Source organism: Streptomyces silvisoli (assembly GCF_029269905.1).
GTDB lineage: Bacteria > Actinomycetota > Actinomycetes > Streptomycetales > Streptomycetaceae > Streptantibioticus_A > Streptantibioticus_A silvisoli_A.
Map to the genome: position 1 here is coordinate 85,168 of NZ_JARJBC010000019.1, position 21,554 is coordinate 106,721.

19 protein-coding genes are annotated in these 21,554 nt (G+C 69.2%); 10 read left to right on the forward strand and 9 right to left on the reverse strand.

What is annotated here, in order from left to right; genetic code table 11:
* Positions 1–17: 17 nt before the first annotated feature.
* Positions 18–1,262 carry an IS110 family transposase gene (locus P3G67_RS26220; protein ID WP_276095711.1) on the reverse strand — a complete coding sequence of 415 codons (1,245 nt, stop codon included), beginning with the start codon at positions 1,260–1,262 and terminating at the stop codon, positions 18–20.
* 233 nt (positions 1,263–1,495) lie between these two features.
* Here P3G67_RS26220 and P3G67_RS26225 point away from each other — a divergent pair, with 233 nt between their 5' ends.
* Together P3G67_RS26225 and P3G67_RS26230 are read left to right on the forward strand one after the other, a co-directional pair.
* Entirely contained in the window at positions 1,496–3,394 is a 1,899-nt protein-coding gene (locus tag P3G67_RS26225; protein ID WP_276095712.1) for a cellulase family glycosylhydrolase, read from the forward strand.
* Positions 3,391–4,446: an alcohol dehydrogenase catalytic domain-containing protein gene (locus tag P3G67_RS26230; RefSeq protein ID WP_276095713.1), complete on the forward strand. Its 1,056-nt coding sequence runs from the start codon at positions 3,391–3,393 to the stop codon at positions 4,444–4,446. The genes P3G67_RS26225 and P3G67_RS26230 overlap by 4 nt, the downstream gene beginning before the upstream one ends.
* 51 nt (positions 4,447–4,497) lie before the next feature.
* On the opposite strand, the gene P3G67_RS26235 is transcribed toward P3G67_RS26230, so the two are convergent.
* Positions 4,498–5,901: an aldehyde dehydrogenase family protein gene (locus tag P3G67_RS26235; RefSeq protein WP_276095714.1), complete on the reverse strand. Its 1,404-nt coding sequence runs from the start codon at positions 5,899–5,901 to the stop codon at positions 4,498–4,500.
* Between the two features lie 314 nt (positions 5,902–6,215).
* Between P3G67_RS26235 and P3G67_RS26240 the strand changes: the two genes are divergently transcribed.
* The 8 genes from P3G67_RS26240 to P3G67_RS26275 all read left to right on the forward strand — a co-directional run bounded on the left by P3G67_RS26240 (position 6,216) and on the right by P3G67_RS26275 (position 14,035).
* On the forward strand, positions 6,216–7,151 hold the full coding sequence (locus P3G67_RS26240; RefSeq protein ID WP_276095715.1) for a 3-oxoacyl-[acyl-carrier-protein] synthase III C-terminal domain-containing protein: 936 nt from the start codon (positions 6,216–6,218) through the stop codon (positions 7,149–7,151).
* Positions 7,152–7,171: 20 nt separating this feature from the next.
* Positions 7,172–8,023 (forward strand): hypothetical protein, encoded by an 852-nt coding sequence (locus tag P3G67_RS26245; protein ID WP_276095716.1) that lies wholly within the window; start codon positions 7,172–7,174, stop codon positions 8,021–8,023.
* Positions 8,020–8,673, forward strand: coding sequence for a hypothetical protein (locus tag P3G67_RS26250; protein ID WP_276095717.1), 654 nt, complete (start codon positions 8,020–8,022; stop codon positions 8,671–8,673). The genes P3G67_RS26245 and P3G67_RS26250 overlap by 4 nt, the downstream gene beginning before the upstream one ends.
* The gene (locus tag P3G67_RS26255; protein ID WP_276095718.1) at positions 8,670–9,818 is read left to right on the forward strand and encodes an acyl-CoA dehydrogenase family protein; all 1,149 of its coding nucleotides are present in this window, start codon (positions 8,670–8,672) and stop codon (positions 9,816–9,818) included. Before P3G67_RS26250 ends, P3G67_RS26255 begins: the two co-directional genes overlap by 4 nt.
* A gap of 69 nt (positions 9,819–9,887) precedes the next feature.
* Entirely contained in the window at positions 9,888–10,148 is a 261-nt protein-coding gene (locus P3G67_RS26260; protein WP_276095719.1) for an acyl carrier protein, read from the forward strand.
* A 101-nt stretch (positions 10,149–10,249) separates the two neighbouring features.
* Entirely contained in the window at positions 10,250–11,236 is a 987-nt protein-coding gene (gene sbnA, locus P3G67_RS26265) for a 2,3-diaminopropionate biosynthesis protein SbnA (RefSeq protein WP_276095720.1), read from the forward strand.
* Positions 11,230–12,291 (forward strand): 2,3-diaminopropionate biosynthesis protein SbnB, encoded by a 1,062-nt coding sequence (gene sbnB / locus P3G67_RS26270; protein WP_391858350.1) that lies wholly within the window; start codon positions 11,230–11,232, stop codon positions 12,289–12,291. The genes sbnA and sbnB overlap by 7 nt, the downstream gene beginning before the upstream one ends.
* Before the next feature lie 37 nt (positions 12,292–12,328).
* Complete coding sequence (locus P3G67_RS26275; protein ID WP_276095721.1) at positions 12,329–14,035, forward strand: amino acid adenylation domain-containing protein; 1,707 nt, start codon at positions 12,329–12,331, stop codon at positions 14,033–14,035.
* Here P3G67_RS26275 and P3G67_RS26280 read toward each other — a convergent pair whose 3' ends face one another.
* From P3G67_RS26280 to P3G67_RS26310, 7 genes are all read right to left on the reverse strand, one after another.
* On the reverse strand, positions 14,036–15,289 hold the full coding sequence (locus P3G67_RS26280) for an ATP-grasp domain-containing protein (protein ID WP_276095722.1): 1,254 nt from the start codon (positions 15,287–15,289) through the stop codon (positions 14,036–14,038).
* A gap of 50 nt (positions 15,290–15,339) precedes the next feature.
* Positions 15,340–16,203 carry an alpha/beta fold hydrolase gene (locus tag P3G67_RS26285; protein ID WP_276095723.1) on the reverse strand — a complete coding sequence of 288 codons (864 nt, stop codon included), beginning with the start codon at positions 16,201–16,203 and terminating at the stop codon, positions 15,340–15,342.
* A gap of 98 nt (positions 16,204–16,301) precedes the next feature.
* The gene (locus P3G67_RS26290; protein ID WP_276095724.1) at positions 16,302–16,556 is read right to left on the reverse strand and encodes an acyl carrier protein; all 255 of its coding nucleotides are present in this window, start codon (positions 16,554–16,556) and stop codon (positions 16,302–16,304) included.
* Positions 16,557–16,564: 8 nt separating this feature from the next.
* The gene (locus tag P3G67_RS26295; protein WP_276095761.1) at positions 16,565–17,851 is read right to left on the reverse strand and encodes a type III PLP-dependent enzyme; all 1,287 of its coding nucleotides are present in this window, start codon (positions 17,849–17,851) and stop codon (positions 16,565–16,567) included.
* 31 nt (positions 17,852–17,882) lie between these two features.
* Entirely contained in the window at positions 17,883–19,190 is a 1,308-nt protein-coding gene (locus tag P3G67_RS26300) for a preATP grasp domain-containing protein (protein ID WP_276095762.1), read from the reverse strand.
* 329 nt (positions 19,191–19,519) lie between these two features.
* Positions 19,520–20,797: an MATE family efflux transporter gene (locus P3G67_RS26305; protein ID WP_276095725.1), complete on the reverse strand. Its 1,278-nt coding sequence runs from the start codon at positions 20,795–20,797 to the stop codon at positions 19,520–19,522.
* A 330-nt stretch (positions 20,798–21,127) separates the two neighbouring features.
* Complete coding sequence (locus P3G67_RS26310) at positions 21,128–21,400, reverse strand: acyl carrier protein (RefSeq protein ID WP_276095726.1); 273 nt, start codon at positions 21,398–21,400, stop codon at positions 21,128–21,130.
* Positions 21,401–21,554 lie beyond the last annotated feature (154 nt).

Consider the following 21,554-nt stretch of genomic DNA (forward strand, 5'->3'; position numbering starts at 1 on the left):
CACCCCCTGTGTCAACCTCACGCCGCTTGAGTGGGCGGTGGGGAGGTTGTGAAGCGCGAGGCTCCGCCGTGTTTGGCGGGGTCGTAGGGCTCGTAGTTGAGCCAGCATCGGTAGATCACGCGGATCCAGGCGCGAGCCAGGACGCGGACCGCCTGAGGATGATCCATGCCCCGTTTGCGGGCGCGCTGGTAGATGTCGGCGGCCCAGGGGCTGTCGAAACGGCTGTTGTGCGCGAAGTTGGTCATGGCTGTACGCAGGCGCTTGTTGCATGCCCAGCGGTAGGACACGCTCCGATGGCGCCCGGACGCCTTGGTGACCGGGGCGACACCGGCGAAGGCGGCGATGGCGTCCGGGCCGTCGTAAGCGGTGCGCGAGTCGCCCCACTCGGCCAGGATCTGCGCGGCGTTGACGCGTCCGGCCCTCGGCAGCGAGGCGAAGGTATGCCCGTCGGGATGCTGGGCGAGGTGGGCGTCGACCGACCGGTCGAGGTCCTTCCTGACCGCCCCGAGCGTGCGCAGCACGGTGACCAGGGCGATCACGGCGTCGCGTCCGGCGTCGGTCTCCGGATCGCTGGTCACGCCGGGCGGTGCCGCCCGCAGGCGTTCCAGCAGCTGGAGCGGGCTGCGACGTCCGCAGTAGCCGTGCTTGATGCAGAAAGCGGCCATGCGCTTCTCGCCCAGCTTCGCGGCGGAGGCCGGGGTCGGGTAGCGGGTGAGGAAGTCCAGCGCGATCGGCGATTCGACGTCGGCGAAGACGTGCTTGGCGCCGGGCCAGAAGACATCCAGCAGCGAGCTGAGCATGTTGGTGGCCATCACCCGCAGCCGGACCAGGTCATCGCGGGTGCGGACTACCGTGCGCAGGGCCTTGGTCTGCGGGGAGAACGGGCGGGCGGCGCTGAGCTTGTGGTGCCGCAGCCGCAGGTACTCGGCGATGACCAGCGCGTCACCCGGGTCGGACTTCGCGCCGGAGAGGACCTCGGCGTCCCGCCATGCCTTGATGGCATTGGACTTCACCGGCACCACCGGGTGTCCGGCCTCCAGCAGCACGTCCACCAGGCGCCCGTCCGGTCGCTCGATCGCCACGGGCATGTTCTCCGCCTCGCCGAACTTCACCAGCCTGCGGGCCAGTTCGGCAAAGCCGACCGCGGTATGGGCGATCGTGAACTCGGCGCGGGCCCGGCCGGACTCGTCCAACACGCAGACCGCGTGCTCGGCCGATCCCCAGTCGATGCCGACATAGTGCTCGCTCTCGGGAAGTGCCACAGCTCTCCTCGTGCCTATCAGCGACAGGCCGGTGACGAAGCTGATCACCGGGCGGTCACTGACTGGCGCTCTGTGGCGCGTCCCTCTGTTGCCGGTCGACAGCTCCGGAAGAGCCGGGGGCGGCAGTGTCATGCGGGCCCTGAAAGGGCGACCACCACGGGCCGTCACCCCGGCTCTCACCGGCATCTAACCACGAGCGCCCAACTGGGGCCCGCAACAGAAAGGGTCCACCAGTGACCTTCACCGTGTCGGGGGGCCGGCTGCGCCGCGACGGAGCGCCCTTCGTGGCGTTCGGCGTCGACTACCACCCTTCGGACGCCGGTTGCCGTTGGTGGAGCGACTGGAACGAGTCGGCGGTGCGCGACGATTTCCACCGGATGGCTGCCGCGGGGCTGAACTCCGTGCGGTTCTTCCTGTTCTGGCGCGACTTCATGCCCGATGAGCAGACGGTGTCCCACGCCGTCCTGGCCCGGCTGGAGGCCGCCGTCGCCGCGGCCGGGGAGGCTGGACTCGCCTGCGTCCTCTCGCTGTTGACGATCTGGATGAACGGGCAGCGCCTGGACCTCCCGTGGCGCGAAGGCCGCAGCATCTGGCGGGATCCAGCCATGCTGGCCGCCGAGGACGCTTACGTCCGCGCCGTCGCCCGCACCCTTCGCGGACACGACAACGTGCTGGCCTACGATCTCGGCGACGAGCTGTGGAACATCGATCCGGCCGGGGCGGCGACCCTGACCCCTGACCAGGTGGCATCGTGGCAGGGCCGACTTGCCGCAGCGATCCGCGACGAGTCGCCGGACGCACTGGTCCTACAGGCGAACGACTCTTCGGCCGTCTTCGGCAACGGCCCGTACGGCTGCGACAACCAGGCGGAGCTCGACCTGGCCGGCGTGCACGGATTCCCACCGTGGACCCCCGGCGGCATCGAGTCAACCCTGTCGTACAAGGCCACCAGTCTCCCGGCCTTCCTAGTCAGCGTGGCTTCGGCCTACCGCCCAGCGCTGCTCGACGAGTTGGGCAGTTACGGCGTCAGCTCCGGAACCGCCGCGAGCTATCTGGGAGCCGCGGCCGCTTCCGCGCTGGCGGCGGGCGCCAACGGCCTGTTCGTCTGGTGCTGGCAGGACATCGCCTCGACTGCAGAGCCGTACCGCGAGCGCCCTGCCGAGCGTTTCGCGGGGCTGCACACGCTGGACGGCACTGCGAAACCCGCGATGGCCGTGTACCGGCGCGTGCTCGACGAGGCGGCGGCACTGTCGATCGACCGTCCGCCGGCACCCGTCGCGCTGTTCCTGCCTCGGCGGATGCGCGGGCAGGGCGACTCCTACCTGGACGCGGCCGGGAGCACCGTCCCCACCTTCCACTCCTACCTGTTGTTGAAGCGCGCCCACCTGGACTTCGAGGTGGTGGCGGCGACAGTCGGCGATACTCCGCGGACCGGCGTCGACCTGGTGATCTGCCCGGCACCCGCACAACTGACGCTGGACGACCTGGACGCGTTGCGGCGGTACGCGGAAGGCGGGGCCACCGTCTACCTGTCCCTCGGCGACCATCTGCACGGCCTGCCCGGCGCGGACATGGTCGGCGCCGAGATCACCGACTACCAACTAGACGACCGGGGCAAACAGGCCCTGTGCTGGGGCGACCTGCGATGGCCCGTCATGTGGCACCACGACGTCATGAAGCCCACGTCGATGGCCGTCACCACCGGCGACGTCCTGGCCGTCTACCCGGACGGATCACCCGCGATGGCGGTCCAACGCGTCGGCCGTGGCCGTGTCGTCTTCACCAATCTGCCGGTGGAGTCGCAGTTCCGCCGACCGGGCTCGCTCACGGCGACCGCCTGGCACAAGTTCTACCTGCGACTGGCCGAGTTGGCCGGGGTGCGCCCCGGCGTCACCTGCTCGGAACCCGACCTCGAAGTCGTTTGGGGCCGGAGCGGCACCGTCGTGATCAACCACGGCGACCGCCCGGTCACCTCTGACATCCGGCTGGTGGCCGCCTGCCATCGCGTCTCGCTGAATCCCAAGGACTGGACCGTGCTCCCGCACGACACCACGCGCGCCCCGGCCCGCGGGCCGGGGCGGGAAACCGTCTCGGCCAACGCCCCGGTCCGCGTCGAGGGGGCGATCTCGTGAAGGCGGTCGTCTACCGCGGACCCGCGACGATAGCCATCGAGGACCGTCCGATCCCCGCTCTCGCCGGGCCGCGTGACGCGATCGTCAAGGTGACCGCCACCGCGGTGTGCGGCACCGATCTCCACCCGTACCGCGGGGAGTTGCCGCAGTTCGAGGCGGGGACCGTCCTCGGGCACGAATTCGCCGGTACTGTCGTCGAAACCGGTGAGCAGGTGCCCTATGTGGTCGGTCAGCGGGTCTTCGCCTCCGACGTCATCGCCTGCGGACGCTGCGCCGCCTGCGCGCGCGGGATGCACTACCACTGTGCCTCGGCGGGACTCTTCGGCTCTTCCACCCTGGTGGGGGCGGCAGTTGACGGTGGCCAAGCCGAGTACGTCCGCGTCCCGTTCGCCGATGTCGTCCTCCACCCCACGCCCGAGGACGTCTCCGACGAGCAGGCGCTCTTCGTCGGGGACATCCTGAGCACCGCGTACGCGGGAGTCCGAGCCGCCGGGATACGGCCGGGGGACACGGTCGCGGTGGTGGGGGCCGGCCCGGTCGGTGTTCTCGCGGCGGCCTGCGCAAGGGTCGCGGGGGCGGCTGAGGTGGTGCTGGCCGACCCTGACCCACGTCGCCGGAACAGCCCGGTCGGCCGGGTCGTCGAGCCGCACCAACTCTCCCAGGCGGCCCGGGAGCTCACCGACGGGTGGGGCGCACACGCCGTCATCGAGGCTGTCGGCAGTCCTTCCGCATTGCGCGGAGCCATCGACGCGGTGGCCCCGAAGGGGACCGTCGCGGCGATCGGCGTACACCACGCTGACGCCGCACCTTTTCCTTCGAACACCGCCTTCGCGAAGGAGGCCACGCTGCGCTTCGTCGTCGGCGATCCGCTGGTGGTCCGCGAACCGGTACTCGCCCTGATCCGCGCCGGGCTGATCGACCCCACCATGGTGATCAGCCACCGCCTCCCACTGTCGTCGGCCGCTGAGGCGTATGCCCTCTTCGACGCCCGCGAGGCCACCAAGGTGGTCCTGACCACGACCGACTCGCCGCCGACGGCCACCGGCCGCTGACCATGCCCCGGAGCGGACGGGGCGGCTGCGGACCAGCCACCGCCGCCCGCGTCAGCGGGCTGTCCTGGCCCGGTGGGTGACTGCTATCCGGGTGTACTCCAGCAGTCCCCAGTAGCCGTACTCCACACCCAGCCCCGAGTTCCGGCTCCCGCCGAACGGTACGTCATGTCGCAGGTCCCCGTGGGTGTTGATCCACACCGTGCCGGCGTCGATGCCGCTCGCGAGGTCCTCGGCAAGCTCCGGGTCGCCCCATAGCGACGCGCCCAGTCCGTACTCGGTGGCGTTGGCGCTGTGGACCGCCTCAGCGGGGTCGTCGTAGGCGAGCACCGGGATGACCGGCGCGAACTGCTCCTCCCGCTCCAGCCGGGTCGCCGGCGGCAGGTCGCTGACGACCGTCGCTGGGAAGAAGAAGCCGGTGTCGAGGGGGGCGCCGCTCTGCGCTACCACCCGGGCCCCGCCCGAGACGGCCTCCTCCACCATGGCCGCCACCCGCGACACCTGGGCCTCGGAGGTCAACGGGCCGTATTCGGTCAGCGGATCGTGGCCATCGCCCATACGCGCCCGGCGGGCGAGCTCGCCCAGCCTCTCCGCCAACTCGTCATGCTGCCGGCGCGGCACGTAGACCCGTTTGATCGCCGCACAGAACTGGCCGCTGTTCACCATGGAGCGGGCGAAGAGTTCCGGTGCGACGATTTCCGGGTCGGCCCCGGGAAGCACGATGGCCGGGTCGTTGCCTCCCAGTTCCAGGACCACCCGCCGGAGCCCGGCGGACGCGGCAATGGCGCGTCCCACAGGAATGGAACCGGTGAAGGAGATCAAGGCGATCTCCGGATGCCCCGTCAGTGCGGGGCCGAGTTCCGGGCGCCCGGAAACGGCGTTCAGTACTCCGCCAGGCAGCACCTCCGCCAAGACCTGCACCATTCGCAGTGTGGCGAGCGGAGTGAGGGGCGAGGGCTTCACCACCACGGTGTTTCCCGCAAGCAGAGCGGGCGCGATTTTGCAGGCGGACAGAATGAGGGGGAAGTTGAAAGGCGCGATCGCCGCGACCACGCCAAGTGGTGTGCGTCGCATCATGACTGACGTCGCGTCTTCGTCCACGAGCGACTCCGCGCTCAGGCGTAGCGCGGCCGTGTCCGCGAACCAGGAAGCCGAGAGATTCGCTTCTGCCCGGGCCTGGGCGAGGGGTTTTCCCTGCTCCGTGGTGAGGAGTTCGGCGATCTCGTCGGTGTGCTCGCCGAGCAACTCGCTGCATCTGCGCAAATATTCCGCGCGCTCCTCCAGGGGCCGTGCGGCCCACGGCGCAAAAGCCGAAACGGCGGCCCGGACCGTGGACGCGAGCTGCTCCGCGGAGCATGCGGGAGCCTGGGCCGCGACCTTTCCGGTGGCCGGATCGACCACGGGAATCGTCTGTCCGATGGTGAGCGGCCGCCCGCCTGCAGTCATGGGAATGGTCATCAACCCTCGTTTCCACTTCGCCGGAATACGCTCCCTGCGAGGCGCGATCGGCGGAAGAACGCCATCAGGGCCCGCGAACCGATAACCGTACCTGTGTACCAGAAGCCGGGCGAGGTGTGCGTCGGCGTGAGTCCCGCGGTGCCCCGCGGGATCTCCGCTCGACCGAGTTTCGCCTGGTGAGTCGCATCGTCAATGCCGCCGGTCTCTTCGTACCTGCCCGAACAGGCAGGTGCTTCGGGCGCCCGGGGGACGCTTCCAGCCCACGAGTGACCTTCGGATGCTTGGTGACTGCATGCCCGTGTCGGGAGGTCACCTTGACATCGCTCGTTGAAATATCGGGCTATCTGCCCGCGCGCAGCGAATCGATAGCCGATTTTTTGCAGGCATACGGACTCAGCGACCGCGAGGTGAAAATATATAAGCAGTACTATGGCTTTTCCGAGATCCGGACAGACCCCGACTTGGGCATGGCCGGACAACTCATCGCCGCTGGCCGCCAGTTGAAGGAACTCATCGGCCAGGAACGCCGCGTGCGGTATGTGCTGCAAGCGAGGACCATGCCGGTCGCGGCTCCGTATCCGCTCAATCCCCTGCATGAGGCGTGCGAGGCCCTGGGGCTGAGGAACGCGTTGGCGTTCTCGCTCAACCAGCAGGCCTGCGCCTCCGCCCTCATGTCCGTGGAACTCGCCGGGCGGATGCTGGCCGAGGACGGTGACCCGGACGCGTTGGCCCTGGTCTTCGTGGGCGAGAAGACCTTCACCACGGACGCCCATGTGCTGGGCATCACCGCCGTGATGGGCGAGGGTGTGGCGGCCGTTCTGGTCCGCGCGGGGGCGGGCCGCGATCGGCTGCTGGGTTTCGCCTCCCGCATCCGGGGCGAATTCCACCGTGGTTCCCGGATGACCGCGGAGGACCACGAACGATGGGCGGCTGACTACGCGGACGGGCTGAGCGAGGTGATCTCATGCGCGCTCGACCGTGCCGGTATGCGGCCCGCGGACATCGATCTGATCCTGCCGCACCACGTGAACCGGCTTTCCTGGCTCAAGGTGTTGCGAGCCCTTCAGCTCAACCAGAAGGACCGCATCTTCATGGACAACCTGCCCGTGGTCGGCCACTGCTTCGGCGCCGACGCCTTCATCAACTACTGCTCCGCCCGGGACACCGGACGGCTCAAGCCCGGTGACCGATACGTCATGACCGCGGTCGGTCTCGGCGCCACGTTCTCCGCCATGGTCTTCGAGCACTGAGCCGGAAGGGACGAGCCACGTTGTACATCGGACCGCAGCCCGACACCGCCAGGGCAGGACTGCGCCTAGCCCACGTCGATCATTTGGTATTCGGCCAGGGCGGGCGCTTCCACGAACTGGACTACACGTACTTCAGAGATCTGTGGCGGCTGTTCGGGCTGCCTTGGGACGACACGTACCTCACTGCGGGCCGCACCACCTTCCACGACATGATCGAGACCGTGCTGGAGCGACTGGGGCCGCTGGTGCAGGGGCTCGACGCAGCGGTCCTGGCCAACGCGACACCGGACGCGGAACCGGGCTTCCCCATGCCGTACATCGAGCATGCCCTCGGCGGCATCGGCACCGTTTTCGCCGTCTCCGACCAGGGTGCGGCCGCCACGTTCACCGCCCTGCGGCTAGCCGCACACACCCTGCCACCGGGCGCCAACGGGCGAGCGCTCGTGGTCGTCATGGACCAGGCCAGGGTCCTGTCGGGGCCGCCGATGCCGGACGACATACGGCCGTTGTGCGACTCCGCCGTGGCACTGGTTCTCGAGGGTGACGGGAGGCTCGGCGTGCCGGAGATCAGCCAGCACGTGGGCGTGCCGACGAGCGAGATCGTGGGACACCTCAGCGCGGCCGCCGGGCAGGCCGACCGGGTGACCGCCATCTGCCGACCAGAGCTCGCACCCTACTGGGCGAAGGCCGATGTGGCCGCGGACCTCGTACCGGTGCCCGGCGGTCTGCCGTGCACCGGGCCCTGGGCCGCACTGGCCAAGTACCGCGCCACCGCACAGAAGGTGCAGTCGGAGCGGGTGGTCCTCGCCGACTACGACGCACGTCTGAAATACCTCAGCGTCTGCGGGTTCGACATGGGAGCGCCGCGATGACCACGGAACTTCGGCCTGGAACGACGGGCACGGGAGATACCGCGGTGCCGCAGGAGGGGCCCGCGGTGGGAGCCCTGGCCGCCTTCCATCTGCGCATGGCCGGACCCGGCGCCGCTCTGGTCGGGCCGGGCGGGCACGCTCTGGTGCCCGCGGACACCCTCGACTCGGTGAGCCACCTCGTGGTGGACGGGCGACGGCTGCCCCGGAACCAGGACAGCGAGACGGTCTTCGACCTGCCGGCGCTGGACGACGTCGTCGCCCTCAGCTCCGGCCTGGCGGGCGGCGCCGAGCCCGATGCCGGATGCCTTGCCGAGCTGGGCAGGCTGCGCCACGCCTGGTCCCAGGGGCTGTTGCGGGCAGTCGTCGTCCACCTGGGCGGGCGCACGAGCGGCGACGGAACCCTGCTGGACCATCAACTGGTGAAGGGTGCGCTGGCCGACGCCGTCATCGGGCAGCGGGAGAACGAAACCCTGCTGGCCGCGGCTGACGCCGAGCCAGACGATCTCCGCCTGCTCCACGACCGGATCACCGAGGTCGACCGCGTGCTGCTGAGGCTTGCCGGTGCGTACGGCTTCACCGCGGAGGGGCCGGGCCGCACCGTCCATCTCTCCGAGCTTCTCTCCCACCTGTACCTGAGGGGCGAACAGTGATCACGTTGGACGACCGGCTGATGGCGCTGAGGGGACTGGCGGCGGAATTCGCCACCGCGATCCGTCCGTTCGGCCTGGAGCTGGACGGCGACCCGTCGGCTATCCACCGGCGGCTCGACGTGCCGCTCGTGCTCAAGCTGGGTGCCCTTCAGGTGCCGCCTGCCTACCAGACCGAGCCGCTTGTGGTGGGCCGGTACCGGTTCCACCTGATGACCACCCTGGAACGGGTGGTGTTCATGATGGAGGCCGCTCGCGGCGACCTCGGTTTCCTGCTCGCTGCGCCGGGAGCGCCGATGGCCGGCGCGGCCGTCGCGATGCTCGGTGACGAGCATCAGCAGGAGTGGTTCTTCAGCCGGGTGGTCTCGGAGCCCACGTGGGCCTTCTTCGCGCTGTCCGAGCCACGGGGCGGTTCGGACGCCAGCGGGATGCGGACCCGCCTGACCCGGGACCCCGACACGGACGAGTTCAGGCTGGACGGCACCAAGCGGTACATCGGCAACGGGACGCGCGCCCAGGTCGGCGTGGCCTTCGCCAAGCGAGGCCGCGGCGGACCGCTGTCGGCGACCGCAGTGCTCGTCAACGCAGGCGACCCGGGCTTCTCGGCGGTCCCGGTGCCCACTCTGGGGCTGCGGGGTGCCCAGCTGAGCGAGCTCACCTTCGACTCCGTGCCGATCGCGCCGGAGCGGGTTCTGGGCTCCCATATGCCCGCTACCCGGGGCGGGTTGTGGGGCTGGCTGCGTACCTTCAACCTGCTGCGTCCGGTTGTAGCCGCCATGGGCGTGGGCGTCGCGCAGGCCGCACACGACTATGTCGCGGAGCACCGGCCCGGGCTGCCGGCGCCCCTGCGGGACGGCTTGGAGCGGCTGAGGCTGGAGATCCAGTCGGTGCGCCGGCTCACCTTGCGCGCCGCGGCCGAGGCCGACCTCGACCCGTCGAAGGGGGAGCTGAGCTCAGCGGCGAAGGTGCGGGCGGCGGCGCTGGCCGAGGAGGCGACGCGGTACGCGGCCCGGTGCTTCGGGCCCGGAGGGCTCCTGGACCACCCGTATCTGGAGAAGCTGCTGCGGGACGCCCGCGGCATCGAGTTCATGGAAGGCGCAGGCGCCATCCAGCGGATGAGCGTCTTCAGCGCCGTGCCCCGGCCCTAGGGGGTGTCCGCCGGGCTCGATTCAAGCGATCACTGTGGTGTGGCACCACACGTGCGGTTAGGAAGCAATATGAATGCGTCGTCAGATTACGCTGCGTATATAGCCCTTGTCCGTCGCCACCTTCCGCAGGTTGGCGAGGCGCCACTGAGCGGTGGCAGCGTCCTGGAGGACCTGGGCCTGGACTCCCTGGGCACGGTCCGCCTGTTGGCGGAGCTGGAGGACACGTTCGGCAAGGAACTGCCAGAAGAGGCCCTGCACGAGTCGACGTTCCAGACGGTCGACTCGCTGTGGGAGGCGTTCCAGCTCTTCGCGGCACCAGTCGCCGACTGACCGTGCCCGGCCCGGGACGCCCGCGTCCGTCGACCGTCCGTCCGGGTCGACGTCCCGGTGGGGGACAGCCGAGTCGCTCTGCCAGAAGGGGAAATTGTGGGATGCCCGTGATATCCACCGCGCCAGAACTCATCGAATCCGAGGTGTACATCGATCTCCAGCAGACCCTGGGGCGCCAGCTGTACGTCAAATGCGAGGGCTTCAACTTCGGCGGGTCGATCAAGCTCCGCGCAGCCGTCTCCATGGTCGCGGCGGCTGGGCGGGACGGCCTGCTCAAGGAGGACTCCATCCTGGTGGAGTCCTCCTCCGGAAACCTCGGAATCGCGCTCAGCGTGGTCGCCGCGAGCAAGGGGCTGCGGTTCATCTGTGTCACCGACCCGCGGTGCAACGAGGCGTCCGTGCAGATCATGCGCGCCCTCGGGACCGTGGTGACGGTGGTCGACGACGCGCATCCCACGGGTGGCTATCTTCGCAGCAGGCAGGACTACGTGCGCGCCCTGTGCGCCGAGGACCCACGTCACCTCTGGCTGAACCAGTACGTCAATGAGGCGAACTGGCGGGCACACTACGAGACGACGGCTCCGGAGATCGTGAAGCGCTTTCCCGACCTGGACGTGCTCTTCATCGGTGTCGGCACCGGTGGCACCATCATGGGCTGCTCGCGCTACTTCCGCGACAACGCCCTACCGGCGCGGGTCGTCGCGGTGGACGCCGTGGGCTCGGTGACCTTCGGGCTGCCCGCGGCACCTCGTTTCATCCCCGGCCTGGGAGCCGGGGTACGCCCACCGCTCGTCGACCGGACGGTGATCGACGAGGTGGTCCACGTCACCGAGGTCGACACCATCAGGACCTGCCGGATGCTGGCCCGCCACGGGTTCCTGCTCGGGGGGTCCAGCGGCACGGTCCTGAGCGGCTCGCTGGACTGGCTGGCCCGCAACGATCCGGAGCGCCGGCTGACGTCGGTGACCCTCGCCCCCGACCTGGGAGACCGGTACGTCGCGACGATCTATGACGACCCGTGGGTTCTCGACCACTTCGGCGAGCAGGCGCTGGGCCCCCTACCTGAGGAAGGTAACCGCTGGTGCTGAACCATTCCGCATCCCCTTCGTTCGCCGTGGTACCCGGCCGCTTCGTTCAACGGGTTCTCGCCGGGCGGGAACGTGAGGTCATCGACCTGGTCGAGTCCGCCTACCGGCAGCATGGGTCCGGTGACACGGTGAACCCGCCCTCCTATTTCCTACGGTTCCCGGACCGCCCGAAGGAGCGCATCATCGCGCTGCCCGCCGCAGTGGGCGGCGATGTGAGGACCGCAGGACTCAAGTGGATCTCCAGCTTCCCGGACAACATCGGCGTGGGCCTGCCCCGGGCCTCCGCCGTCCTGCTGCTCAACGACCTCGACACCGGCTACCCCTACGCCTGCCTCGAGGGCTCGGTCATCAGCGCGAGCCGTACGGCGGCATCCGCCGCCCTGGCCGCGGTCACTCTGACGCGTGGCCGGTCCCGGCTCGGCCGGGTCGGTTTCGTCGGTACCGGGCTGATCGCGAAGTACATCCACACGTACCTGGCCGCCGCTGACTGGCCGTTCGAACGCATCGGTGTGTACGACACCTCGGCGGACCGCGTCCGCGGGTTCAGCATGCAGTTGCGGCAGACCAGTCGGATCCCGATCGAGGCGTTCACCAGTGCCGAGGACATCATCCGCGCCAGCGACGTCATCGTTTTCGCGACGACCGCCGGTACCCCGCACGTCGATGACCCCAAGTGGTTCGCCCATGCCCCGCTGGTGCTGCACGTCTCCCTGCGGGATGTGTCACCCGAAGTGGTGCTCTGCGCTGCGAACTTCGTCGATGACGTCGAACACTGCCTGAAAGCCGACACTTCGGTGCACCTGACCGAACAGCGCACCGGTGGGCGGGACTTCCTCGACGGAACGCTGTACGACGCGCTGACCGGCGAGGTCACGCCGTCGACCGACAGGACGGTGCTGTTCTCGCCCTTCGGCCTGGGCGTGCTGGACCTGGTACTGGGCTCGTTCGTGTACCAGGAGTGCCTGTCGGCCGGTGAGTTGTCCACGATCGACGGCTTCTTCAGCGAACTGGAGACCCACGGTACCGTCACCCGGCCCGAGACAGAAGAGGCCTGACGTGAGAGTGCAGCACGATATGAGCGAAGGACACCACGTGGTCGAGGAATTCGGGGTCGACGCACGTCGGCTCGTCCCCGCTCTGGGGGCGCTGCCGATCTCCACGGCGGAGGCACAGCTCGCGGTCGCTTCGAGCCTGCGCCGGGAGCGCCCTGTCGACGTGTCGCGGACCGTTGTCGGCCACGTGGCGCACTGGGCGCAGCACACGCCCGACGCCGTGGCTGTGACAGACCGGAGCGGAAGCGCCACCTACCGGGAACTGGAGCGCCGGGTGGCCGCGGTCCGCGACGTCCTGACCACCATGGAGTGCCGTCCGGGAGCTGTTATCGCCGCCGCCGGACCACGGGGCGCGGAGTCGGTCGTCCTACTCCTGGCGCTGGAGAGCATGGCGCTCACCTATCTGCCGGTGGACGCGGCATGGCCGCACGACCGGTTGGCCCGTGTACTGCGCCAGAGCCGTGCGTGTCACCTGGTCTCCTACCACCGGGATGCGAAGTCCGACGGCCTGGCCGCCGCGGCCGACGCAGTCGGCGTGCCCGTGCTGGACCTGCCGAACCCGGCCGAACTGCCCACTGGTGACCACCCGGTCGACCTGCGCGGCCGGTGCGAGGATCCCGGTGAGCCCAGGTACGTGTACTACACCTCCGGCACCACCGGTGTCCCCAAGGGCGCCCTGGTCGACCACCAGGGCATGATCAACCACCTGTGGGCAAAGGTACTGGACTTGGGCCTTGGCCCCGCTGACCGCGTCGGACTCACCGCGCCGCTCACCTTCGACATCGCCATCTGGCAGATGCTCGCGCCCCTCCTGGTCGGTGGGCGGATCGTGGCGCTCAACGAAGGCGAGACGGCCTTCCCCCGGCCCCTGGTCAGGTACCTTCAGGAACGGGACGTCACGGTGGTGGAGTTGGTGCCGACCGTTCTGGAATGGCTCGCGAACGAGGCCGAGGACCGCCCGGACAGGAACCTGTCGCGGCTACGCTGCCTCGTGTCCACCGGCGAGGAACTCACCCCGCAGCTGGCCGGCCGCCTGCTGGCCCGGTTCCCCGGGGCGATGGTGGTCAACGCCTATGGATTCACCGAGACTTCGGACGACGTGACCCACCACGTGGTGGTGAAGGACGACCTCAGCGACGCCCGGCTGCCGGTGGGTTCACCTGTCATCAACACCGTGCTGTACGTGCTGGTCGCCGACGGCGACGGGTGGCGCGCCGCCCGGCCGGGCGAGAACGGGGAACTGTTCGTCGGTGGACTTCCGCCTGGCTGCGGCTACCTCGATGACGAACGCGCCACCAGGTCGGCCTTCTTCCGCGACACCCTCGATCCCGCTTCACCCTCCGGCCGACTGTACCGCAGCGGCGACGTGGTGACCGTCGCCGACGGGCTGCTGCGCTACGTCGGTCGGCTGGACCGCCAGGTCAAGGTCTCCGGGGTCCGCATGGAACTGGGGGAGATCGAGGCGGCACTGCGGCGGCACGATGCGATCGTCGACTGCGCGGTGATCGCGGTCGACACGGCCGACGGCGACGGGCGACAACTGGTGGGACACGTGGTGCCGCGGCAGGGCGGGGCGCCCGCCGCGGCGGAACTGCTCTCGTTCCTCCGTACACAGCTACCGTCGGCGTTGGTTCCGCGTCGCTGGCACACCCACTCGGCCCTGCCCGTGACGGCGAACGGCAAAACCGACTTCCGCGCCCTCGCCACGCTGTCGGCGGCCGGTGCTGACAGTGAGGACGCGCTGTGACTACTCGTACGTGATCTCCAGTGCCTGTAGGGCGGACTCGATGTCGGTGAGGACGGCCTGGTGGTCGGCCGCCTCACCGAGAAGCAGTCCGACGTGCCCGCTGGTGCCCCACCGCCAGTCGATCGGCGACCCCGCCTGCACGTACGGCTGATACCGGCGCACGTTGGGGATCGGGGCGACCGCGTCCGGCCCGGCGATCGAGGCGAGCCGCGTGGCGTACTGCGGCGGTTGGACGAAGTAGACGTACGTGACCTGGTCGAGGAGCGTCGGCATCTCACCAGCCGGCAGGCCCAGCGCCATACGCAAGGCGGTGGCAGTCATGTCGTACTGCCCTCCCGTCGCCCGGCGGAGGAGCTCCGTCATATAGCCGGGAGGCCGACCGTTCACCTCGATCACCCTGGGACCCGTGGCCGTCAGCTTCAACTCGGTGTGGACGATGCCGAGGTCGATGCCGAGCGCTTGAATCGCCGCCTCGGCCAGTTCTCGGCACTGCTGCTCGGTGTCGGCGCTCACCGTGCTGGGCACGAGCAGGCCGCACTCCCGGAACGGCGGGGTGAGCGGGAACTTCCCCGTGACGCAAAGGTGACGGATGCCCGTGCCTTCCACCACCGATTCCACCGACAGGAAGTCGCCGAAGCCGGGCCCCGCGTACGTGCTGTCGCCCTCCAGCAACTCCTCCACCACGAACTCGTCGAACGCGCCGTGCACCGTCTTGATGCGATCGGCCTGCTCAGCGCTCCACTGCTCCGCCTGGGCCACGGTGTCGATGCGCACGGTGTCGACGCTGCCCGCACCCTGGCGAGGTTTGACGACCACGGGCAGTCCTATGTCCTTCGCCAGCGAGGGCAGCTCCGCCAGATCGTCCAGGGCGCGCGAACTCACCGCGTCGACGGCGGCCTCGGCCAGGGTCCGCCGCTGCACGAGCTTGTCCCGGCACGCGGTGGCCGCCGCCACCGACAGGAACCGGAAGCCGGCCTCGGCGGCGATCTGCGCGGTGCGCACCAGCTGGCGATCACTGAAGGTGATGATGTGTTCGATCCCCAGGTCCCGCAGGGCCTGGGCCGCGCTCGCGGGGTCGGCGTCCGCGATGTCGAGGAAGTCGTCGGGAACCGTGACGGTGCCCGGGGCCGCCGGGTCTCGGTCGACCACGAAGACCGGTTCGCAGAGCTTTCGGCTCGCTTTGTAGATGTCGACCGGGCTGGCTGACCCGCCGTCATAGAGGATGCCGAGTCGGGGTTTGCGCTGAGTGGACAATGAATCTCGCTCCCGGGACGGGCGTAGAAGAGGGGTGCGCCGCCCCGCGGTCAGGCGGGCTCGGTCGCGGAGGAGTCGGACGGAGCAGTTTCCGTCAGAAAGGACCACAGGGCCTTCTCGGTCGCCGACGGCTGTTCCAGCCACGGATAGTGCCCGGCGTTGTCGATCAGCACCCGGCGCACCAGCGGCAGCGCCGCCACCAGACTGTCGGTCACCGCGGGGGGCTGGCCGTCGTGCGTGCCGTGCAGCACCAGCGTGGGCACCCGCAACGCGGAGCAAGCGAGCACCCCTTGCTCCTCGGTGAACTCCGCCGTCTGGCTGGCCAGGGCGCCGGCGTAGTCCCGGTTCAGCGCGAAGCACGGGTCGGTCAACCGGGCGGCGAGGACCTGTCCGGCCTCCCGGTCGGCGAAGCCGAACGACAGGCGCCACAGCAGCAGTTGCCGGTCGCGCTCCGACGACTGGGCGGACCGCAGCACACTGTCGATGCGGTCCAGGTAGGGGGCCATGGTCTCGCGCATCAGGCGCCAGTTGGTGCTCTGCGGGCGCCCGAGGCCGGTGCCGGACAGGTAGACGAGACGGGCCACGCGTTCCGGGTGGGCCAAGGCGTAGCGCAGCGCCAGGTTCGCGCCCCAGGAGTGGCCGATCAGGGTGACCCGCTCATGCCCGAGGTGCTGGCGCAGTTCGTCCAGGTCGGCCAGGGTCCGGTCCAGGCTGTACGGGCCCGGCCACGGGGAGCGGCCGCACCCACGCTGATCCCAGCGGTGGGTGGTGAACGCCGAGGACAGTGTCCCCGCCAGTTCGCCGAACATGTCCCACAAGCCTGGACCACCGTGCACGAAGATGATCGGCGCGCCCGTGCCTTCGGACGCCGTCCACAGCCAGCATCCGTCGGAGACCGTCACATAGTGGTCCATCCTGCTTCCCGTCAGTACGAGGTGATCTCCATGGTGCCGCGCGACGTCAGCCCCGGGCCGGGCCGCCGGAGGTGGCTCCCGCACGGGACGGTCCGGCGTCAGCTCTGAGAGCGGATGAACTCGGTGAGCGCGCTGACGGAGATGAGGTGTTCCGGTTCGAGCGAATCCGGATCGAAGGAGACACCCAGTTCCTCTTCGATCGCCATGAGCACCTCCAGAACGGCCGTGGAGTCGAGGCTCAGTTCCTCGAACAGCTTCGTCTCCCCGGTGGCGTCCGGCAGATCCGTGGCGAGGACCTGTTCCAGCACGTTGATAAGGTCCCTGTCCTGTATATTCCGCACGTCCTGTGTCATTGCTGCTCCTAGAAATCCTCGATCGTCAGTTGCTTGCTCACCAGGTCGTCGACGCCGTCGCGTAGTCGCACGAGGTGGGGGGTGCCGTCGAGCACCATGACTTCCGCCGGGAACCCGTGGCTGAGAAACAGCCCCGGGGAGGCGGACGGTCCGTAGGCACCCGATCTCGCGATGCCCACGAGGTCTCCCGGCCGTAGCCGGGGCAACGCGGCCTTCTTGACCAGCAGGTCGTTGGGCGTGCACAGCGGCCCTGACACGTTCCAGGGACGGTTGTCCAGCGGAGCCGCGCGGTTCAGCAGGGCGACGGGGAAGTTCCGGCGTGCGAACGAGCCGGTGCCCACCGCGGCCATGTGGTGGTTGGTACCGCCGTCGGCGATCGCGAACGGCTCGCCGAAGGACTCCTTCACGTACCGCACCGTCACGATGTAGGTGCCCGCCGTCGCGGTCAGGTACCGGCCGAGTTCCATCAGCACGCGGGTGTCGGGATGACGTGCGTGAAACGCCCTCACGATCGCGTTGACCTCGTCGGTCAGTACGGTCGGGTCGAGGTCCCGCTCCCCGTCGAAGTAGGCCACGCCGAGCCCACCGCCGATGTCGACGACGTCCAGCGGGCAGCCGAGCCGCTCGGTGATCCGCTCGCTCAGTGCCAGGATGCGCTCGGTGTTGGCCGCCACGACGGACTCCGTCAGAATGCGGGTGCCCATGTACGCCTGGATGCCGACGACGCGCAGATGTGGCCATCGCCCGGCCACCGGCCCGCAGGCCAGCAGTTCCGCCTCGTCGATGCCGAACTGCCGCGGCTTGCCGCCCATGGTCAGGCCGGCGCCCTTGACCGAGAACTCGGGATTCACCCGCAGCAGCACATGCGCGTTGCGCCCTGCGGCGGCCACCAGTTCGTCGTAGTGGTCGAGCTCGGCGAGGGACTCGGCGATGAGGAGGCCGACCTCGCCGCGGGCGCAGGCCGAGAGTTCCGCCTCGCTCTTGCCGGGCCCGAGGAATATGGTGCGATCGGCCGCCACCCCGGCCCGCTGCGCGATGGCCAGCTCCGCCAGCGAGGAGACCTCCGCGCCGGCTCCGAGCCGGTACAACAACTGGCAGACAGCGACGTTCGGGTTGGCCTTCAGCGAGTAGAAGATCTCGACCGAGTCGTCGAGTCGAGATCTGAGGCCCTGGTACTGCGCGGTCAGCACATCCGCCTCGTAGACGAAGAGCGGGGTCCCGTACTGTTGGGCCAACTCGGAGGCGGGAAGACTCGGGAGTTGGAAGCCGTCGGCCGTCCCCAGCGTCGTGCTCATCTGGTACGGGGTTTCCGCCGCATCCGGCGTCTCACTCATGTGCTCCGTCCTCCCGCCACTGGGCCAGCAGCTCCGTCACCTGCTTGTCCAGCGCGCTCACCGTCTCCGCGTCGGGGCCGAGCAGGATGCCGTACAACCGCCCGGCGCCACCTGCGGCGATCCCCGAGTTGACCGTCGCGAAGTTGTTGACCACCACTCCGCACCCGTCACCCGGGGAGGTGAGCAGCGCGTCGCCGAGGAGCGCGCGCAGCTCGGCGAAGGACGCGGGCCGGCGCCGCACGACGGGGTAGTACCGGGCGAGGGCGGTGGCGCCGGGGGAGTGGAGCAGCTCCAGGAGAGGCTCCTGGTAAGTGGACATGTTGTTGCGTGCGTTGATCTCCGTGAGGGGATAGAGGCCCCCCTCGGGGTCAAGCATGGCATCGACGCCGACGACTCCGTGGTAACCGTCCGTCGCCAGCGCCGCTCCCAGGTCCATGGCAGCGGCGGCTATCCCTTCGCGGACGTCGGCCGACAACCGGGCAGGCACGAGGTGACCCATGTGCACGCCGTTGCGCGTCAGGGCCTCCTTGACGAAGTCGAGGTGCACGGAGCCGTCGCGGCCCAGCGTGAACTGGTAGTTGAGATCGCCGGACTTCGCCACCCACTCCTCGACCACCACACCGAGCCGGCTGTCAGCCTGCCCCTTGCGCCGGTTGGTGAACAGCCGGTCCAACTGGTCGAGCCGACTCTCCTCACCGATCTGGAGGATGCCCTTGCCGGAGACGCCGAAGGCGTCCTTCACGGCGACCCTGCCGCCACCGCGCAGCACGCCACGGGCCCACAGCACCGCCTCGCCCCAGCGTTCCAGGCTGTCGCACCACCATCCCTCCGGTTGTCGCAGTCCCAACCGTTCCGCCAACCGCCTGCTGTAGACCTTGCTGTTGACGGACTTGCAGACGGCCGCCGGGGGCGCGGCCAGTGGGAGCCCGCTCTCCTGGGAGAGCCGCTCCACCCGCTCAGAGACGCCATGTGCGACGATCACCGCCCCCTGATCCCGCAGGGCGGCCAGTTGCTCCAGCAAGCCCTTGTCCGCCAGCGCGTCGCCCGTGACATCGCGAGCGGGCTCGCTTTCGACGGGCACCAGGGTGCGCGGCGCCGGCCGGCCCAGCGCGGTGAGATATTCGACGTAGGCGGGGTCCGGCTTCTTCTTGAGAATGACGAGATCGCCCGGCCCGGCCAAAGTCAACGCGAACTCGTCCATGCGGTTCACCAGCAGGTCGGAGGATGGCGAGTTGAATTTCGGCAGACCTGGCTCGCCCTTACCCCATTCCCGCTCCACCTCGAAGTTTCCGAGAAACACCAACGGTGAATCAGGCGGCACTGCGAGCGCCGTTCGTAGTCGGGACAGAAAGGCGGGTGCCTTATGGCGCATGACATCGACCATAATCGAAGGCTTTCTGACTTGACAATCAACCGATTCGGGTATGGAGCTTCGTCCACGGTGCCTGGGCAGAGCTTCGTCCACGGTGCCTGGGCGGGCTTCGGGCCTTGACACGATGGGCACGGGGGTTCGCGGGGCGGGCGAGCGCGGTGCGGGGAAAGTCCGTCCAGGCCCGCCCGGCGAGGCGCCCCTCGTCGACCGCCGCTCCGACCAGACCTGATCCAGCATCAGCTCCAGGTGGCGGACACTCATGCGAGCCCTGCCGCAGACATCTGCCGCACGTAGCGCACTGCCAGGAACGGCACCGAGATGCCGATGACGTTGCACCAGGCCACCACTTCGTAGAATCCGTGCACGCCGCCCAGGGGCCCGGCGAGAAGGCCACCGGCGACCACGATGAGGCCGAAGTACACCGCGTTCAGGACGATGACGCGTAGACCGCCTCCGGTCTGCTCCATGACGGTCAGCGCCGTCAGCACCGGCCCCTGGAAGAAGAAGCTGAACGCCACGATGCCCAGGTACGACTGCGCGGAGGCGGACACCTGGGAGTCGCTGCTGAGCGAGTGCGCCATCGGATGGGCGAACGCCCACACCATCACGGCGATGAGCACGTAGAGCCCCGCCGAGATCTCCAGGCCCCGGCCCACCGAGTCCGCCATGTGGCGCCAATCGTGCGCCCCGCGCTGCTGGTTGATGATGATCGCGGTGGCCGTGCCGATCACCGTGCCCGGCAGAAGGACGAGGTTCTGCAGCGTGGAGGCCGCCGAGAACCCGGCCACCACCTCGTGGCCGTACCGCCCGAGCACCCCCAGTACCGCGAAGTTGTAGCCGGCTATCACCAGGAGCGATGCCGCCACCGGCAGACCGATGCGACGTAATCCCGACAACGCCTCGGGCTGCCAGGACCTGAGATCCGGCGGATGCCACAGCGCGGTCCCGCGCAGCATGGCGAGCCCGGCGACGGTGCCGATGATCCCGGTTGCCGCCTGCGCGATCGGGACCGCGGCGACGCCGAGCCCGGCACCGAACCCGAGCCAGGCCACGGTCCCGGTCTGGAGGACGGCGGTGCAGATGACGAGCACGGTGGCCCGCCGCGCATGCCCGTACCCCCGCAGACCGGACGCACAGAGTTCCGGGCCGATGGCCATCAGGCCGGACAGACAGGTCCAGCGCAGGAACGAGACGAACGTGCCGCGCGCACTCGAGCCGACGTCGAACAGGTCGGCGAGCCAGGGCGCCGTGACCACCAGGACGGCGCAGAACCCCGTGCCGCAAACGAGCCAGATCCGGGCCAGGCTCACGGCGTACGCCATGACATCCCGTGGCCGGACCGCTCCCTTGCTGATCGCGGCGCCGACCTGATTGGTGACGGAGAACGCGACGGTGAGCGCCAGCATCATCAAGCCGACCGGCTGGTACACCGATCGCACGTAGATGGCGTTTCCGCCCATGTGTCCGAGGATCGCCACCACGATGAGCTGCGCCAGAAAATTCACTGCCTCGGCAGCGAAGATGGGAATCGCCAACGCGCCAATAGTCCGCCGCATTTCTGCCCTGCGGCTGTCGCGGGAGAACCTCACGCGGGCCTCCGTAGAATTTCTCCGGTATTTCGTTCGAGAGGAACGTTGGGACGCTATCGAGCAATTACGTGAAATGTCCAGGGGGGACAGTGCGGCGCGGCATGCGTGCGGGGAGGACGCCGGTCACGGGCACCATGAGCCGCCGCACCGTGGTTGACAGCTCCGCCAGGGCCCCTCGCCACCCGAAATGACGGCCAGAAGCTCCCGTGCGGGGATCTTCCGGGTCCGTACTGCCTGCGCGATCTCGCCGGTCGATCACAGCGGCCTGTCAAGCCGTCAGATGTGTTCATGTACCACGGCGGCGAGTGCCTGCGGGGTGGCATCGTCGAAAAGGGCCAGCAACAGGTCGGCGCCGAGCCGTGTACCGCCGTCGTCCGTCGAACCCCCGTACCGCTCGACGAGACGGGTGATGAGATCCACGGCCCGTACGGAGTCGCCGCCGCAGAGGAAGAAGTCCCTGTCCCCCTCCGGCGGGTCGCTGGACAGGATGTGCCCCATCTCCTGGGCGATCACGGCGGAGGTGCTGTCCGCTGCCCGGGCGGCCTTCATGGCGTCTCCCTTCCTTGAGCTTCGGGGTGGCGCTCGGTAGACATCCTGTTGCGGCGCACTATGTCGGACCAGCGCCCATCGGGCGCCCGAAGGGCATGCTGGGACAGGCATGCCTGGTCGGGCAGGCCCCGCTCCATCAGAGGCACAACCCGAA